Origin of the sequence: Tsukamurella paurometabola DSM 20162 (assembly GCF_000092225.1) — a bacterium.
GTDB classification, from domain to species: Bacteria; Actinomycetota; Actinomycetes; order Mycobacteriales; family Mycobacteriaceae; genus Tsukamurella; species Tsukamurella paurometabola.
In genome coordinates, this window is sequence record NC_014158.1 from 1,675,357 (window position 1) to 1,691,982 (window position 16,626).

At 70.4% G+C, this 16,626-nt stretch carries 14 protein-coding genes and 1 riboswitch; of the genes, 8 read left to right on the forward strand and 6 right to left on the reverse strand.

From position 1 onward, the window contains the following. Positions 1-9: 9 nt before the first annotated feature. Positions 10-133: riboswitch (cobalamin riboswitch) on the reverse strand. A gap of 28 nt (positions 134-161) precedes the next feature. The 5 genes from TPAU_RS21860 to TPAU_RS08055 are packed head-to-tail and all read right to left on the reverse strand — an operon-like array spanning position 162 to position 4,847. Beyond that, positions 162-1,652 (reverse strand): ABC transporter ATP-binding protein, encoded by a 1,491-nt coding sequence (locus tag TPAU_RS21860; RefSeq protein WP_013126253.1) that lies wholly within the window; start codon positions 1,650-1,652, stop codon positions 162-164. Continuing rightward, the gene (locus TPAU_RS21865; protein WP_013126254.1) at positions 1,649-2,449 is read right to left on the reverse strand and encodes a hypothetical protein; all 801 of its coding nucleotides are present in this window, start codon (positions 2,447-2,449) and stop codon (positions 1,649-1,651) included. The genes TPAU_RS21860 and TPAU_RS21865 overlap by 4 nt, the downstream gene beginning before the upstream one ends. Positions 2,450-2,488: 39 nt before the next feature. Then, positions 2,489-3,280 carry a hypothetical protein gene (locus TPAU_RS08045; protein ID WP_013126255.1) on the reverse strand — a complete coding sequence of 264 codons (792 nt, stop codon included), beginning with the start codon at positions 3,278-3,280 and terminating at the stop codon, positions 2,489-2,491. Further along, positions 3,277-4,254, reverse strand: coding sequence for a hypothetical protein (locus tag TPAU_RS08050; protein WP_013126256.1), 978 nt, complete (start codon positions 4,252-4,254; stop codon positions 3,277-3,279). The genes TPAU_RS08045 and TPAU_RS08050 overlap by 4 nt, the downstream gene beginning before the upstream one ends. Continuing rightward, positions 4,251-4,847: a hypothetical protein gene (locus tag TPAU_RS08055; protein WP_013126257.1), complete on the reverse strand. Its 597-nt coding sequence runs from the start codon at positions 4,845-4,847 to the stop codon at positions 4,251-4,253. Before TPAU_RS08055 ends, TPAU_RS08050 begins: the two co-directional genes overlap by 4 nt. Before the next feature lie 160 nt (positions 4,848-5,007). Here TPAU_RS08055 and TPAU_RS08060 point away from each other — a divergent pair, with 160 nt between their 5' ends. The 8 genes from TPAU_RS08060 to TPAU_RS08095 all read left to right on the forward strand — a co-directional run bounded on the left by TPAU_RS08060 (position 5,008) and on the right by TPAU_RS08095 (position 15,704). After that, positions 5,008-6,249: an FAD-dependent oxidoreductase gene (locus tag TPAU_RS08060; protein ID WP_013126258.1), complete on the forward strand. Its 1,242-nt coding sequence runs from the start codon at positions 5,008-5,010 to the stop codon at positions 6,247-6,249. A 41-nt stretch (positions 6,250-6,290) separates the two neighbouring features. Further along, positions 6,291-7,730 carry a signal recognition particle-docking protein FtsY gene (gene ftsY, locus TPAU_RS08065; RefSeq protein WP_013126259.1) on the forward strand — a complete coding sequence of 480 codons (1,440 nt, stop codon included), beginning with the start codon at positions 6,291-6,293 and terminating at the stop codon, positions 7,728-7,730. 212 nt (positions 7,731-7,942) lie between these two features. Beyond that, positions 7,943-9,208 carry an ammonium transporter gene (locus TPAU_RS08070; protein ID WP_049825961.1) on the forward strand — a complete coding sequence of 422 codons (1,266 nt, stop codon included), beginning with the start codon at positions 7,943-7,945 and terminating at the stop codon, positions 9,206-9,208. Positions 9,209-9,255: 47 nt separating this feature from the next. Further along, positions 9,256-9,594 carry a P-II family nitrogen regulator gene (locus TPAU_RS08075; protein ID WP_013126261.1) on the forward strand — a complete coding sequence of 113 codons (339 nt, stop codon included), beginning with the start codon at positions 9,256-9,258 and terminating at the stop codon, positions 9,592-9,594. 14 nt (positions 9,595-9,608) lie between these two features. Beyond that, positions 9,609-12,062: a [protein-PII] uridylyltransferase gene (locus tag TPAU_RS08080; protein ID WP_013126262.1), complete on the forward strand. Its 2,454-nt coding sequence runs from the start codon at positions 9,609-9,611 to the stop codon at positions 12,060-12,062. A gap of 19 nt (positions 12,063-12,081) precedes the next feature. Further along, entirely contained in the window at positions 12,082-13,650 is a 1,569-nt protein-coding gene (gene ffh, locus TPAU_RS08085) for a signal recognition particle protein (protein ID WP_013126263.1), read from the forward strand. Between the two features lie 23 nt (positions 13,651-13,673). After that, complete coding sequence (locus TPAU_RS08090) at positions 13,674-14,750, forward strand: amidohydrolase family protein (RefSeq protein ID WP_013126264.1); 1,077 nt, start codon at positions 13,674-13,676, stop codon at positions 14,748-14,750. Between the two features lie 69 nt (positions 14,751-14,819). Next, positions 14,820-15,704: a hypothetical protein gene (locus tag TPAU_RS08095; protein ID WP_013126265.1), complete on the forward strand. Its 885-nt coding sequence runs from the start codon at positions 14,820-14,822 to the stop codon at positions 15,702-15,704. Between the two features lie 15 nt (positions 15,705-15,719). Here TPAU_RS08095 and TPAU_RS08100 read toward each other — a convergent pair whose 3' ends face one another. After that, a complete protein-coding gene (locus TPAU_RS08100; protein WP_013126266.1) occupies positions 15,720-16,607 on the reverse strand; it encodes a MerR family transcriptional regulator in 888 nt (295 codons plus the stop codon). Positions 16,608-16,626: the final 19 nt, after the last annotated feature.

The following is a 16,626-nucleotide window of genomic DNA, read 5'->3' on the forward strand; positions in this document are numbered from 1 at the left end:
GGGGGCGGCGATGGACATCACGAGCCGGGCGGTATCGGACTCGAGGCGGTTCGTTCACCGCCTCACACCGTTGCGCGCCAGTCCCGGATTCCCACCGGATTCCCGCGGCCGACTCGAATCGTGACGCTATCAGGTGGACCGATATGCCCGGACCGCTCCGTTCACCACCGCCGGCTCCCGGCGATGGTGAGCGCACCCGACCAGGCCGCTAGCACCCCCAGTGCCACCCACCACGGCCAACCGATCGTGTTCGCCGGGACTGCGATCGTGGCGAACTGCGCGTTCGTGGCGGGTAGCCAGGCGAGCACCGACCGCCCGAAGGGCAACGCGGGAATCGCGATGGCCTCCACCAGGAACCACCAGCCCACGACTGCACCGACCGCTGTCGTCGTCGACGAGGCGAGATACCCGACGGCCAGTCCGAGCACCGAGAGCAGCGCCCCCGCCGCCGGCGCGGCGACCAGTGCCCGCAGCACCTCCGACGCGGGTGCGGACAGTCCGGCTACCGCTCCGATCGCCACCGCCGCTGCTGCGGATACGAACCCCGCAGCGGCACCGCCGACCGTGACGACCAGTGACTTCGCGGCGTACACCAGCCCGGGCCGGGGAAGAAGTACCCGGGTCAATTGCAGCGTTCCCTGGTCACGATCGAGCCCCACCACCAGCGCACCGGACACTGCGAGCAGCGCGCCGCCCACCAGGCCGAACCCGTACACGGCTGTCGTCACCGTGGCGCCGTGGAAGGCGGAGGCGAACACCCCCACCACGATCGCCACCGTCGCGGTCACCGCCAGCACGGCACCGAGCACGGCGCGATACCCCGGCGACGTCCGGGCCTTGCGTGCCTCCGCGGCGACCGCCCGCCGCAGGGCGCCGTGCGAGGTCGGCTCGGTCGGGGCAGGGGAGATCGCGACGGTCGAGCTGTCACTACGGCCGTCGCTCGCGCCATCGTCTGCGAGCCGGAAGTACAGCTCCTCCAGTCCGGACCGGTCGGTCTGGGGCGTCGCAACGAGTTCCCGCAGAGGCGCATCCGCGACCACCACGCCGCCGCGCAGCGCCACCACCCGATCAGCGGTCTGTTCCAGTTCGGCGAGCAGGTGCGAGGACAGCAACACCGTACGGCCATCATCGGCGAGCCGTCGCAGCGTACCCCGGATCCACGCGATGGCCTCGGGATCCAGACCGTTCACCGGCTCGTCGAACACCACGGTGCGCGGATCACCCAGTACCGCACCGGCGATCGCGAGCCGCTGCCGCATCCCCAGCGAGTAGGAACCGACCGTCTGTTCGGCCACCTCGTGCAGCCCGACCAACTCCAGTGCGGCGTCCACCCGGTCGTCCGGTAGCCCCATCGCCGCGGCGAGCCAACGCAGGTGGGCACGCGCCGACCGCGACGGAGACACCCACTCCGCATCGAGTAGGACCCCGATCACCGTGCCGGGGTTCGGGAGTGCGCCGTACGGCGCACCGTCGATGGTCACGGTGCCCGAAGTAGGACGTTCCAACCCGGCGATCAAGCGCAGCGTGGTCGACTTCCCGGCCCCGTTCGGCCCGATCAGCCCGGTCACCGCCCCCGACGGCGCCACGAAACTGACGCCCTCGACGGCCACCGTCGAGCCGTACCGCACCGTGACATCGCGGAGCTCGATCACCGCGGCTTCGCGACCACGACCGGCGACGGTGCCGGACGCGGCGAGGACTTCGGCGGCCCCGGCTTCGCGGCGCCAGCTGCCCCTGGGGCGCCGCCCTTCCCGCTGCGGGCGAGCTCGGCCAGTTCACCCAATCCGCTGAACACGATCGGCGACCACTGGCCGGTCTGCAACCCCTTGAGTACCTGCGCTTCCCAGGCCACGAAGCAGGCGCCCAGTGGCGTCGCCACCATCTCCTGAAGTACCGGAGCGAGATCGTTGCCCGCTGTGGTGAGCGCGTCGATCACTTTTGGCCGGTACTGGGCGTACCAGGGTTTGATGGCGTCGTACACCGCTTGCTCGGCACCGTTGAGAGCCCCGACCGGGCCCGCCAGGGCGGGTTGCGCCTTCTCGATCTGCGGGGACAAGGCCGCCAGGAACGGCCCGAACAGGCTGAGGATCGGGTCGTAGGCCTGACCCGCCGCGAAGGCCTCGTCGGTGAACGCACCGGCCGCGGGCGCCAACAGGATGAGCGAAGCGAGACCGCCCTTCTCCGGGGGCTTGGGCCAGCCCAGCGGGCACTGGATATCAGCCGGGTTCACACCGGGAACCACGCCCGCGATACCCGGCGCGGCCGCCGTTGACGGTGCCGACCCCGCTGGTGCCGACCCCGCTGGTGCCGACCCCGCTGGTGCCGACGCCGCCGGTGGCGTGGGCTTCGGCGCGGGCGAGGGGGCGGCCGTCGCGGTCCCGGAGAGGGGAACGGTCACGGCGACCGCAGCGGCGAGCGAGAGGCCGAGAGTGCGCGGAAGGCGATACATGCGTGGCTCTTTCGTCGGATGAAGGGCAAGCGGGGAAGGTCAGCGGGTAGGCGGCAGACCGGGTTCGAAGACGCCTTCGAGATGCCAGACGCCGGTGAAGTCGTTGAACGGTCCACCCTGGATGTGACTGGTCCAGTCGAGGGTGAAGCGACGGGTCGCCGGATCGAACGTGCCGGTGGCGGCCGGGCCGGTGGATTTCGCCGCAGCGGGCTGCGCGAGCCACCGTTGCGAGACCACATCCCACGCCTTCGCCACGTTCTGCTGCCCGGCAGCGGTCGCATCGGTCTTCGGGACCGGCTTCGGAGCGCCCTGGTTGAACTCCTGGTTGTTCCAGGAGGCGGCCCACGCGGACACGTCCGCGGACAGCGTGCCCCCGGTCCTGGTCACCGACGGTGCGGGCAGCGCAGCCTTGGTCTGCGGATCGACGGCGTTGGTGGAGATGCCGAACAGCACGTCGAAGAACTTGGTGGGCGTGATCACCGAGCCGGAGACCGAATCGCCATTGCGGAAACCGGGACTGGCCTCCGATTGGTACGCACCGGTGCGGAGGCCGCCCGCCGTTCCGGGCTTGAGAGCAGTGACCTCGCCTCCGGCGATGGGGGAGTTGGCGTTCGATACGAACGGCCCCTCCGCGGTTCCGCCCACGATCGCCATCTTGAAGTAGGTGCCGGTGGGTTTGCCGTCCGCGAATCCCCCGGGGGTGAAGCGGAACAGGCCGACGAGTTGTTCGGGCGTCTCGGCCGGCGCACCGTCGGACTGCGAACCGCAGGCGACAGCACCGCCCAGCGCGAGCGTGACGAGCACGAGGGACAGGGACCTGCGGGCGGTCATGGGCCCACCTTTCGTCGGAGCGCGAGCACGGCGCCGGCTGCCGCGACGCCGAGTGCGAGCTCAACCCACGGGAGCAGGGCGAACGTGCCCCCGGGCGTCGGAGCGAGCCGATTGGTGCGCGCGAGCCGTTGGTAGTCGGGGAGGTTGTCGTTGATCGCACCGGTGAGGGTCGCGAGATCGGACGACACGGTCTGCCAGGACGCGGTGAACGCGCGGATCTCCGGGGTGCGGTGCACCGCACCGCCGCGGTCGATCTCGCCCACCGCACCCACCAGCGTGAGGAAGTCCTGCTGCAGCGTCACCACTTGCTGCTGCGTCATGATCGGCGCGAACCGATCGATCACCCGCTGAGCGGAGCCGGCGTTCGCGGCGAGACCCGATGCGAACGGATGGATCACCAGCACCGCCGCCGCGAGGAGCGCCGCCGCGGTGGCCCAGCGTCGGGGGCCGGTGGCCCGGACCCAGAGGAGTACCGCGCCCGCGACCCCGAGGCCGATGCCCACGAGCAGCAGAACCTGCGGCAAGGTGGCCAGACCCCGGATACCGGCGAGCCGATCCACATCGCCCCGGGCCGCGGTGGCCGAGTCGAGGAGCCCGCGTGCATTGCCCTCGATCGCCGCGGACCGTCCGGCGAACTCCGCGGTGCGTGGGGCATTTCGGAGCCGGCCCGCGGCGGCCTCGGTTCGGGTGGCCTCGCCGAACGCGGCCACGGCGTCGATGTCGCTCCCGAGCCGGGTGAGCGACTCGGTGGACAGCTGCGGGCCGAAGGCGTCGAGCATCTTCGTGGCCCCGGCGGTGGTCGTCGGAAGCCCGCCGGCGATCGCACCGACCGCGAGACCGAGGCCGATCACCAGGAGCAGCAGCCCCGGCCATCTCCGGGGCGGGGGCGTCGCCGCGGTCCGCGGCGGGGCCACCGCCCGGAGCCGGGGGACGCCACCGAGCAGTGCGGCGCCCGCGTCGGGCGCGGCGGTCACCCGTTGTAGGTGCCCGTGAGGTGCCACAGGCCGGTGAAGTTGTTGAACGGCCCGCCGACGATCTGGCTGGTCCACTGCAGCGTGTAGGTGCTGCCGTTGATCGAACCCGTGACCGCGCTGGTCTTGCCCGGGAAGCCGCCGCCCGGCTTCGGGGCGCCCTGGTTGAAGACCTGGCCGTTCCAGGCGACGCCGAACGCGGACAGGTCGCCCGACAGCGACGAGCCGTTGCGGGTGATGCTCGGCACCGACGTGCCCTTGCCGGTCTGCGGGTCGGTGGCCTTCGTCGAGGTCACGAAGTCGGAGCCGAAGAAGGTCCGGGCGCCGGTGACCTGCGACTGGTACGAGCCCGAGGTCAGTGAGCCGGACAGCGGCGTAATGGTCTTGTCCGAGTTGGTGGAGTTGCCGTTGGCGAGGAACGGGCCCGACTGCGAACCGCTCGGCAGGATCATCCGGAAATACGAACCCGAGCCGATCGAGAACGTGCCCTTGAGGGCGTCGGCATGGGCGGCAGGCGCGGCGACGATCGTGCTCGCTGCGGCGGCGACAACGGATACCCCTGCGATCAGGGCTCGGCGGGGGAAGTTCTTACGCATGAGTCGATCTCGCTTTCGGTGGAGTGAATGACCCGGTGGACGTGACGGTAGCCCCGGTAGTACGGACGGCGAATAATTCGGCTCACCACGAATCCGAAGGTGTGATCTGCGCTTCGTTGGGGGCTTGTCCGCTGCGTTCACCGGACGTAGATTTCAACGCATGATGAATACTAGGTGTCTCATCGTGGGCGGCGGCCCTGCCGGAATGGTGCTCGGCCTGCTGCTCGCGCGGGCCGGCGTGCAGGTCACCGTGATGGAGGAGCACAGTGACTTCCTGCGCGACTTCCGCGGCGACACCGTGCATGCCTCGACGCTGCGGCTGCTCGACGAGCTCGGTCTGGGCGCGCGGTTCGCGGCCATCCCGCACCGCCTGGTCGAACAGATGACGGTGCAACTCGACGCCGGTGACGCGGTGGTCGCAGACTTCCGCCGACTTCCGGGGCGGCACAAGCACATCGCGTTCGTGCCACAGTGGGACTTACTGGACCTGCTCGCCGAAGCCGCTGCCACCGAGCCGAGCTTCACCTTGGTGCGCGACGCCGAGGTGATCGACTTGGTCCGAGACGGGGAAGCGATCGGCGGCGTGCGATATCGCGATCGCCGGACCGGGGCCGAGCACGAGGTGCGGGCCGCGCTCACCGTCGCGTGCGACGGCCGCGACTCCGCCGTGCGCGCGGCGGCGGGAATCGTTCCGCGCCGGTTCGGGGTACCGATGGACGTTCTCTGGTTCCGGCTGCCCCGTCGTGCTGGCGATCCCGACGGGGTGTTCGGCCGCATGAGTGCGGGGCGATTCGCCGTGACGATCGACCGCGGGACGTATTGGCAGTGCGCCTATGTAATCCCGAAGGGCAGCGACATCGCGCTCCGCGCGGGCGGGCTCGACCGCTTCCGGCGCGAGGTTGCCGGGCTTGCGCCGTGGACCGCCGACCGCGTCGCCACCCTCGAATCGCTGGAGGAGGTGAAACTGCTCAACGTAGAACTCAATCGAGCGCGCGGATGGTACGCCGAGGGACTGCTCCTGATCGGCGACGCCGCCCACGCCATGTCGCCCGTTGGTGGCGTCGGGATCAACCTCGCCGTCGCCGATGCGGTCGCGGCCGCGCGGATCCTGGGGCCCGCCCTGAGGACAGGAGAACCCCTGCCGGTTGGGCTACTATGTCGCGTCCAGATTCGGCGGTGGCTCCCCACGGTGCTGGTTCAAGGTGTTCAGCGCGTCGTGCACCGGGCGGTGCTCGCGCCCGCGCTCGCCGCACCCGGCACCGTCGGTACGGAAAACCGGATGCCCCTGCCCATCCGGGTCCTCCGCCGATTCCCTGTGCTCCGGGGCCTGACGGCGCGCGGTGTGGCAATCGGACCACTGCCCGAACACGCCCCCGATTGGGCGTGCCGGGCGTCCGCATGAGCGCCGATCCGCACCGTAACGGCGTTGACTAGAGTCGTGGGGTGACTACTTCGACCATCGCGATCCTGATCGCCGTCGTCGCCGTTGTGCTGGTGCTGATCGCACTGGCGACCGGCTACTACCTGAACAAGCGGCGGCAGGTCTCGCTCAAGGACGAGACGGTCGAGCCCAAGAGCCTCGACAAGTCGGGCGGCTACAAGGCCGGCGGCGGGTTCAGCTTCAGCGAGGGCACCCACGAGAAGGAGCCCGTCCCCGCGACGTCGAAGGTCGAGCCGAAGCCGAAGGTCGAGGCCGCGCCGGTCGCCCCCGAAGCCGCGTCGGCGGAGCCGGCGGCACCAGCGGAACCCGAGCCCGAAATCACGCTCGCCGATCTGGCCGAGACCGAGGAGCAGCGGCTCGCCGAGGAGAAGCAGGCGCAAGAGGACGCGCGGCGCACCTTCGCCGAAGAGATCGCACCCGATATCGCGACCGTCGCCCCGCAGGCACCCACCGAGATCGAAGAGCTGGAAAACGAGCGCGCCGAGCACGGCGAGAGGCCGCTCACGCAGCTCGACGAGATCGCCCCCACCGAGGGCCGCCTCGACCGGCTCAAGGGCAGGCTGGCCCGCTCGCAGTCGACCGTCGGCGCCTCGCTGCTCGGCCTGCTCGGCGCCGGCGATCTGGACGAGGATTCGTGGGAGGAGATCGAGGACACCCTCCTGATGGCCGATCTCGGCACCCCCACCACCTTGAAGGTGGTCGAGGAACTGCGCGAGCAGGTCGCCACTCACGGCGTCGCGAACGCCGCCGAGGCCCGCGCCCTGCTGCGCAAGGTCCTCATCGCCGAGGCACACCCCGAGTACGACCGCAGCATCAAGGCGCTGCCGCACGCGGGTGCACCGTCGGTGCTGCTCGTGGTGGGTGTCAACGGCACCGGCAAGACCACCACGACCGGCAAGCTGGCCCGCGTTCTGGTCGCCGACGGCCGCCGCGTTCTACTCGGTGCCGCCGACACCTTCCGCGCCGCCGCCGCCGACCAGTTGCAGACCTGGGCCGAGCGGGTCGGTGCCGATGTGGTGCGCGGTAAGGAGGGAGCCGACCCGGCCGCCGTCGCCTTCGACGCGGTCGCCAAGGGCACCGAAGAGGGCGTCGACGTGGTGCTCATCGACACCGCGGGCCGCCTGCATACCAAGACCGGCCTGATGGACGAACTCGACAAGGTCAAGCGCGTCGTCGAGAAGAAGGCCAAGGTCGATGAGGTACTGCTCGTGCTCGACGCCACCATCGGCCAGAACGGCCTCTCCCAGGCCAAGGTGTTCGCCGAGGTCGTCGACATCACCGGCGTCGTGCTCACCAAGCTCGACGGCACCGCCAAGGGCGGCATCGTCTATGCGGTACAGCACGAGCTGGGCGTGCCGGTCAAACTCGTCGGCCTGGGGGAGGGCGCCGATGACCTCGCCCCGTTCGAACCGGGCGCCTTCGTCGACGCGCTGCTCGGCTGACCTGGAGCGGTAACACCGCCGTAACCGTGGGTCCGAAGTTCGCCCGGACCGGTTACACGAGAGCAACATCAGCGCGACCGGCGGGAAACCCCCGCAGCACAAGCTTTTCTCACCTGCGCCGCAAGGGCGCTCGCGAGGAGGTTTCACCCGTGCTCTTGGCATCCGTCCCCGATGAACTGTTCGGGAAAGTCGATACCGGCACGACCGCGTGGATGCTCATGTCCGCCGCGCTCGTGCTGCTCATGACGCCGGCACTGGCGTTCTTCTACGGCGGCCTGTCGCGCCAGAAGTCCGTCCTGAACATGATGATGATGTCGGTCGGCTCACTCGGCGTGGTCTCCGTGATCTACGTGCTGTGGGGCTACTCGACGTCGTTCTCGGGCGAGGGCAACTACCTGGGCCTCTTCGACAACCCGTTCACGTACTTCGGCCTGGACCAGCTCACCCAGACCAAGGAGGTCGCGGGGGAGACGCAGTACGTGCTGAGCGCGGCCGGCAGCGGACTTCCGGCCATCGTCTTCGCCGGTTTCCAGCTCACCTTCGCGGTGATCACCGTGGCCCTGATCTCCGGTGCGCTGGCCGAGCGCGTGAAGTTCGGCACCTGGCTGCTGTTCACCGCGATCTGGACCACCATCGTGTACCTGCCCCTGGCGCACATGGTGTGGGGTGGCGGCCTGCTCTCCGGTAAGGAGGGCGGCATCGCCGCCGCGATGTTCGGCACCACCGACGGTGCGGCCAACGTGGCGCCCATCGACTTCGCCGGCGGCACCGTGGTGCACATCAATGCCGGTATCGCGGGCCTGATCCTGGCCATCGTCGTGGGCAAGCGGCTCGGCTTCGGCAAGCAGTCCTACCGCCCGCACAACATCCCCTTCGTCATGCTGGGCGCCGCCCTGCTGTGGTTCGGCTGGTTCGGCTTCAACGCCGGCTCCGCGGGCACCGCGAACATGACCGCCGGCCTCGCCTGGGTCAACACCACCGCCGCCACCGCCGCCGCGATGCTCGGCTGGCTCGCCGTGGAGAAGTTCCGCGACGGCCACGCCACCACCGTCGGTGCCGCGTCCGGTGTGGTCGCCGGTCTCGTCGCCGTGACCCCGGCGTGCGCGAACATCAGCCCCGTCGGCGCCATCGGCCTGGGCATCGTCGCCGGTGTCGCCGCCGCCTACGGTGTGGGACTGAAGACCAAGTTCGGCTTCGACGATTCGCTCGACGTGGTCGGCGTCCACCTGGTCGCGGGCCTCATCGGCACCATCTCCCTGGGCTTCATCGCCAAGGACACCGGCCTGTTCTACGGCGGCGACTACAAGCAACTGGTGGTGCAGGTGGTGATCGCCCTGGTCGCCATGGCGTTCACCGCAGTTCTCACCATCGCCATCGCGTACGCGCTCAAGCCCCTCGGCTGGCGGGTCGACAAGGAGTCCGAGGCCGACGGCATCGACAACTCCGAGCACGCCGAGACCGCGTACGACCTGGTTTGAGCGACCGGCACCTAAGCTGACTCCCACCGACTGAGTAAGGAACATTCATGAAGCTGGTCACCGCGATCGTCAAGCCGTTCACGCTCGAGGATGTGAAGGCCGGGCTCGAGCAGGCCGGAATCCTCGGCATGACCGTCAGTGAAGTCCAGGGCTACGGCCGCCAGAAGGGACACACCGAGGTGTACCGCGGCGCCGAGTACTCCGTGGACTTCGTGCCGAAGGTCCGTATCGAGGTCGTCGTCGACGACGCCGTCGTCGACTCCGTGGTCCAGGTGATCGTCGACGGCGCCCGCACCGGCAAGATCGGCGACGGCAAGGTCTGGGTCACGCCCGTCGAGTCCGTGGTGCGGGTGCGCACCGGCGAGCGCGGCGCCGACGCGCTGTAGGGCGGGGAGCACCGGTGGCGGCTCCGCACGAGTCCACGACTCCCGGGCGTTCCGGCGCGGCGACCGAGCTGGTCGCCGCGCGGAACCGCCTGCTGGACCGGGCATCCGGGCCGCATCGCATCGACCCGCACACCCTGCGGTCATCGATGGCCGATCTCGCCGAGGTGTGGCTCGCCACCCACGGTGCGGCCGCGGGCATCGGCCCCGACAGTGGCCTCGCGCTGGTCGCGGTCGGGGGCCTCGGCCGCCGGGAGCTGCTGCCGTACAGCGATTTCGACCTGATCCTCCTGCATGACGACGGTGTCGCGCCGGAACGCGTCACCGAAGCGGCCGAGAGCATCTGGTACCCGCTGTGGGACGCCCATATCAAGCTCGACCACAGCGTCCGTACCGTGCCGCAGGCGGTCCAGGTGGCCGCATCCGACCTGTCCGCGGCGCTGGGGCTGCTCGACGCCCGGCACATCGTGGGCGACGAGGAGATCACCAACCTGCTGATCAGCGGAGTCCGTAGGCAGTGGCGCGCGGACATCCGCTCCCGCCTCGACGATCTGATCGCCCAGGCCGGCGACCGGTGGCGTCGCTCCGGTGAGATCGCTCACCGGGCCGAACCGGACCTCAAGAGCGGTCGCGGCGGCATGCGCGATGTGCAACTACTGCAGGCGCTCTCGTTGGCGCAGCTCACCGACGGGATCCCGACACCGTCGGGCTCGGGCGTGGGGCGGTCGGGCAACGACCTCGCCCACGCTTACGAACGTCTCCTCGACGTACGCACCGAACTGCATCGCATCTCCGGCCGCGCCCGCGATCAGCTGCGCGCGCAGGACGCCGACGAGATCGCCGCCGCCCTCCGTCTCGGCGACCGATTCGACTTGGCCCGGATCATCAGCGATAGCGGACGCACCGTCGCTTTCGCCGTCGACACCGGACTGCGCACCGCCTCGAACGCGCTGCCCCGCCGCGGTGTGTCCCGGCTGCGCCGCACGCCCGTCCGGCGGCCGCTCGCCGACGGCGTGGTGGCGCACGCCGGGGAGGTCGCACTCGCCCGCGACGCCCGACCTGAACGCGATCAGGGGCTCACCGTGCGCGTCGCGGCCGCTGCGGCGGCGTCGGGACTGCCCATCTCCGCGTCCACCCTGCACCGTCTCGCCGATGTAGCGCCGGCGCCGAGAAGCCCGTGGCCCGCCGAGACCGTCGCCGACTTCCTCGCCCTGCTGGGGGCCGGCCGCAACGCCGTCCCGGTGATCGAGGCGCTCGACCGCACCGGCCTGTGGGGACGTCTGCTGCCCGAATGGGGCGCGGTCCGCGACCTGCCGCCCCGCGACGCCGTGCACACCTGGACCGTGGACCGACATCTCATGGAGGCGGCGGCGTACGCGGCGAACCTCGCCACTCGCGTCGCGCGCCCCGACCTGCTGGTGCTCGGCGCCCTCCTGCACGACCTGGGCAAGGGGCGCGGCGGCGATCACAGCGTGATCGGTGCGGAGATCGCTGTCGCGATCGCGGCCCGGATGGGACTCAGCGCCACCGACACCGCCACCCTCGAGGCGATGGTGCGCCACCACCTCCTGCTTCCGGCCACCTCCACGCGGCGTGATCTCGACGATCCGGACACTCTGGAATTCGTCGCGGACCGGATCGGTCGCGACCCGGTTCTACTGGAACTACTGCACGCGCTCGCCGAGGCCGATTCGCTGGCCACCGGTCCGGGCGTGTGGGGTGATTGGAAGTCGGGACTCATCGGCGAGCTGGTGCGCCGCACCGGACGCGTGCTCGACGGCCATCCGCCGCCCGAGCCCGAGCCCGTGGACCCCGAGATCGTCGCGCTCGCCGCCGACGGCGGAACCCATGTGCGGATCGACCCGGCGCCGAAGCTGGGACCGCACACCTACACCGCCACCGTCGTCAGCCCCGACCGGCGCGGTGTGCTCGCGCGGACCGCGGCCGTGCTCACCCTGGCCGGGCTCCGGGTACAGAGCGCCATCGTCAACGTCGCCGGAGAGAGCGCTGTGGACAGCTTCGTGGTGGTCCCCGTGTTCGGCGATCCACCCGATCCGGCCGTCGTGCGCCAGCGCCTGCTGGCCGCCCTCGACGGCACCGATGTCATCGCCGAGCTGCGCGAGCGCGACGCTGCGGCGCCGGTCCAGGGCGACGAGGCGGCGCCGCCGTTGCGGGTCGCCGCGCCCCCGCAATTGCGCTGGTTCGACGGCACCGCGGGCACCGCGGTCCTGGAGGTCCGCGCGGGAGACACGCCCGGTCTGCTGGCCCGGATCGCAGCCGCCCTCGACCAGGCCGGGCTCGACGTGCGCTGGGCCCGCGCCGCGACCCTCGGCGCCACCGTCGACGACGTCTTCTGTCTCGATGCGAACGGCGACGAGACGGCGTTCCGGGCCCGTGCGGAGGCCGCCGTCGCCGCCGTTCTCCCCGAGGCCGCACCGCCCGCCCCACCGGAGGACACGCAACGTCCCTAGCCTCCGATAAGCTGGAGCAATGTTCGAATCCCTCTCCGATCGGCTCGGCGGCGCACTCTCGGGACTGCGCGGCAAGGGCCGGCTCACCGACGCGGACATCGATGCCACCGCGCGGGAGATCCGGCTCGCCCTGCTCGAGGCCGATGTCGCGCTGCCCGTGGTGCGCGCCTTCGTCTCCCGCATCAAGGAGCGCGCCAAGGGCGCGGAGGTCTCCGCCGCGCTGAACCCGGCACAGCAGATCGTCAAGATCGTCAACGAGGAACTCGTCGGCATCCTCGGCGGCGAGACCCGGCGGATCAACCTCGCCAAGACCCCGCCCACCGTGATCATGCTGGCGGGCCTGCAGGGCGCCGGTAAGACCACCCTGGCGGGCAAGCTGGCCCACCACCTCAAGAAGCAGGGCCACACGCCCATGCTGGTGGCCTGCGACCTGCAGCGGCCCGGCGCCGTCGATCAGCTCAAGATCGTCGGTGAGCGCGCCGGCGTACCCACCTACGCCCCGCACCCCGGCACGTCCGTCGGCGGCGAGGGCACGCTCGGCGTCAGCGCGGCCGACCCGGTCGAGGTGGCGCGTGGCGGTATCGAGGAGGCCAAGGCCAAACAGCACGATGTGGTGATCGTCGACACCGCCGGCCGGCTCGGTATCGACGAGGAGCTGATGGGCCAGGCCCGCGCCATCCGCGACGCCGTCGACCCCGACGAGGTGCTGTTCGTCCTCGACGCCATGATCGGCCAGGACGCCGTCACGACGGCGCAGGCCTTCGCCGAGGGCGTCGACTTCACCGGTGTGGTGCTCACCAAGCTCGACGGCGACGCCCGCGGCGGTGCCGCGCTCTCGGTGCGTGAGATCACCGGCAAGCCGATCCTGTTCGCCTCCACCGGCGAGAAGCTCGACGATTTCGACGTCTTCCACCCCGACCGGATGAGCTCGCGGATCCTCGGCATGGGTGATGTGCTCACCCTGATCGAGCAAGCCGAGCAGGTCATGGACCAGCAGAAGGCGGAGGAGGCCGCGGCCAAGATCACCTCCGGCGAGCTGACGCTGGAGGACTTCCTCGATCAGATGCTGATGATCCGGAAGATGGGGCCCATCGGGAACCTGCTGGGCATGCTGCCCGGCGCCGGACAGATGAAGGACGCACTCGCGGCCGTCGACGACAGCCAGCTCGATCGCATCCAGGCGATCATCCGCGGTATGACCCCGGCCGAGCGTGCCGATCCGAAGATCATCAATGCCTCGCGCCGGCTGCGCATCGCGAAGGGCTCGGGTGTCGCCGTATCGGATGTGAACCAGCTGGTGGATCGGTTCTTCGAGGCCCGCAAGATGATGTCGCAGATGGCCGGTTTCGGCGCTCCGAAGCGGATCCCGAAGCGGAAGCAGAAGGGCAAGAAGGGCAAGAAGGGCTCGGGACGCGGTCCCACCCAGCCGAAGATGCGCGGCGGTTTCCCCGGGATGCCCGCGGGCATGCCGGGTATGCCCGCCGGAATGGACCTGTCGAGCATGCCCAAGGGTCTCGATCAACTGCCCCCGGGACTCGAAGGCATCGATATGGCCGCTCTGGAGGAGCAACTGCGCAAGAAGCGGTGAACCGCTGAGCTAATGTGCCGGGAATGAGCAGTGTGCACTTCTCGGGATTCACCCTCCCCGGTGGGGAGCGCGACGAGTTCTGGGTGACCGGCGGTGCCATCACCCGCGACCGAGCACCCGCCGATGCCCGATTGACCGGCTGGGCCGTGCCGGGGTACGTGGATGCCCACTGCCACGTGGGCATCGTCGCCGACGGCGAACCCGATCTGGTACAGGGCCGGGCACTCGCCCTCGACGACGTCCGAGTGGGTGTCACCGTGATCCGCGAGCCCGGCTCCGACCTCGACACCAGCCCGTTGGACGGGCAGCCCGGGCTGCCGCGATTCGTCCGGATGGGCCGGCACATCGCCCTGGTCAAGCGGTATACGCGTGGCCTTGGAGAGCAGCTCGACGATCCGTCGCAGTTGGTGGACGCGGTGCGCCGGCGGACCGCCGAGGGGCATCCGTGGATCAAACTGGTGGGCGACTGGATCGACCGGTCGGCCGGTGACCTCGCCCCGCTGTGGCCGGACGACGTGCTCGCCGAAGCCGTCCGGGTGGCCCACGACGCCGGCGCGCGGATCACCGCCCACGTCTTCGGCGAGGATGCGCTGCCCGGTCTGCTGGCCGCCGGGGTCGATGCGATCGAACACGGCTCCGGGCTGACCGAGCAGACGATCGCAGTCATGGTGGAGAAGGGGATCGCCCTGGTGCCCACCATGATCCAGATCGAGAACTTCCCCTCGATCGCCGCGCCAGCACAGGAGAAGTTCCCGGTCTACCACCGGCACATGATCGCACTCTTCGAGCGCCGCGAAGAGACCTTCCGCGCGGCCTGGGAGGCGGGCGTGGCGATGTATGCGGGCACCGACGCCGGCGGCTTCAACGTGCACGGCGCCCTGCCGCGGGAGATCGCTGCCTTGGCGGCGGTGATGCCGCCGGAGGAGGCGATCGCCGCGGCATCGTGGCGATCGCGGCAGTGGTTGGGCTTCGCCGGGATCGAGGAGGGCGCACCCGCCGATCTCGTCGTGTACGCCGAAGACCCGCGGCCCGCACTGGCCGCCGGTGCGCTGCCCGCCCCGTCGGCCGTGCTGGTGCGAGGTGATCTGGTCCCGCTGTAACGCTTGACCAAATACCCCTAGGGGGTATGGTGGGCGGTGTCGAGAACCTCTCCATCGAAGGCGGACATCATGCGCACCTCCCGGACCCTCCTCGCCGCCGCAGTCGCCGTCGCGGTGGCCACCACCGTTGTGGCCTGCAGCAACACCGGCGACGACGGCTCCGGCGGCCATGCCGGCCACGGAGCGGCCCCGTCGGCCTCGTCGGCCTCGTCGCCGGCCGGTGAGCACGCCGGTATGCCGGGGATGGGCGATGACAGCCTCTCCGCCACCCGCAACGGCTACACCCTCACTGCGAAGGACCCCGGCCAGACCGGCGGCATCGCCTTCACCATCACCGGGCCCGACGGCAAGCCCGTCACCGACGTGGTGGACGAGCAGACCGAACCGATGCACCTGTACCTCGTGCGCAGCGACCTGACCGGATTCCAGCACGTGCACCCGAAGGCCGCCGCCGACGGTTCGTGGACCGCGCCGATCGCAGCACCCCTGCCCGGTGACTACCGCGTGTACACCCAAGTGATCCCGAAGGCGGCCGAGAAGGACGGCGCGATCATCCTGTCGACACCCGTTTCCGTCGCGGGCCTCGGCAAGGACGCCACAGCGCCGCTCCCGCCCGCCGCGGCTTCGGCCACTGCGGGCGAGTTCGGTGTGACGGTGGCCGGAACACCGAAGGCGGGCACCGAATCCCGGCTCTCCATCAGCATCTCCCGCGGCGGCGCCCCGGAGACCGCACTGCAGCCCTACCTGCAGAGCTTCGCGCACGTCACCGCGATCCATGAGGGCGATCTCGCACTCTCGCACCTGCACCCCGTGGGCGGGCCCGCGACCGGAACCGGTGGCCCCACCGTCGAGGTCGACGCCCTGTTCGGTACCCCCGGGAACTACCGGTTGTTCGTCCAGTTCCAGGTCGACGGGCAGGTGCGCACCGTGCCGATCACGGTCGCGGTGTCCTGATCGCGGGACGGCGCCTTACGGATGCGCCCGCAGGGCCGCGATCACCCAGAGCGCCACGGTCACCATCGCAGGCCGCGGCGGCCAGCCGTTGAGCACGCCCAACAGCGACCAGTAGCGCTCCACCCGGGCGTCGGTGAAGGTCACCATCTGATCCGCCATCGCGGCCCGGTCAGTTCCCACGGGGAGCAGTGCCTCCAGCAGGGCTCCCGCCTCCGCGGACGCCGGATCCGTTCCGGCCTCCGCGGGGCCACGGGCAGCCTCCAGATCCACCATCACCGGCGGCTCCGTGGCCTGCGCCCCGGTCACCGCCATCTCCCGCGCGCGGGCCCGGAACTCCGGATCGGAGACCAGGGCCGCCAACTCGATCCACGCGTCCACCTGTGTGGGCGTCGGATCGTCGGGCAGGACCGCCGGCATCGACCGCATCCCGGTGGCGATGTGCGCCCCGGGTGCCTCCGGCGCGATCCCGGCGAAAGCCTCGTCGACGAATTCATCAATGATCCGCTGCCGCTCGGCAGCCGACAACGTCGCCATCTCGTGCATGATTCTCAACTCCTCGGTCGTACTGTTCCTGGTCGCGACCGACCGGAGCACCGCCCGCCGCACGCGCAGCGTGCGGATCTCGGCATCGAGAGCCCTCGCATGGGCGTCCGCCACCTCGGCCAGGCTGGTCTGCTGTGCGAGAACGGAACGCACCGTCTTCACATCCAGCCCGAGGGTGCGCAGCGTGTGCACCAACTCCAGCCGGGCCACCGCCTCTGCGTCGTATAGGCGGTAGCCCGCCGCGCTGCGGGTGGCCGGTGGAACCAGGCCCTCGTCGGACCAGAACCGGATCGTCTTGACCGACAGTCCGGTTCGGGCGGCGAGATCAACGATGCTGAACAGCTCGTCTCGTTCGGTCACGAGGACCAGCCTGGAGTCT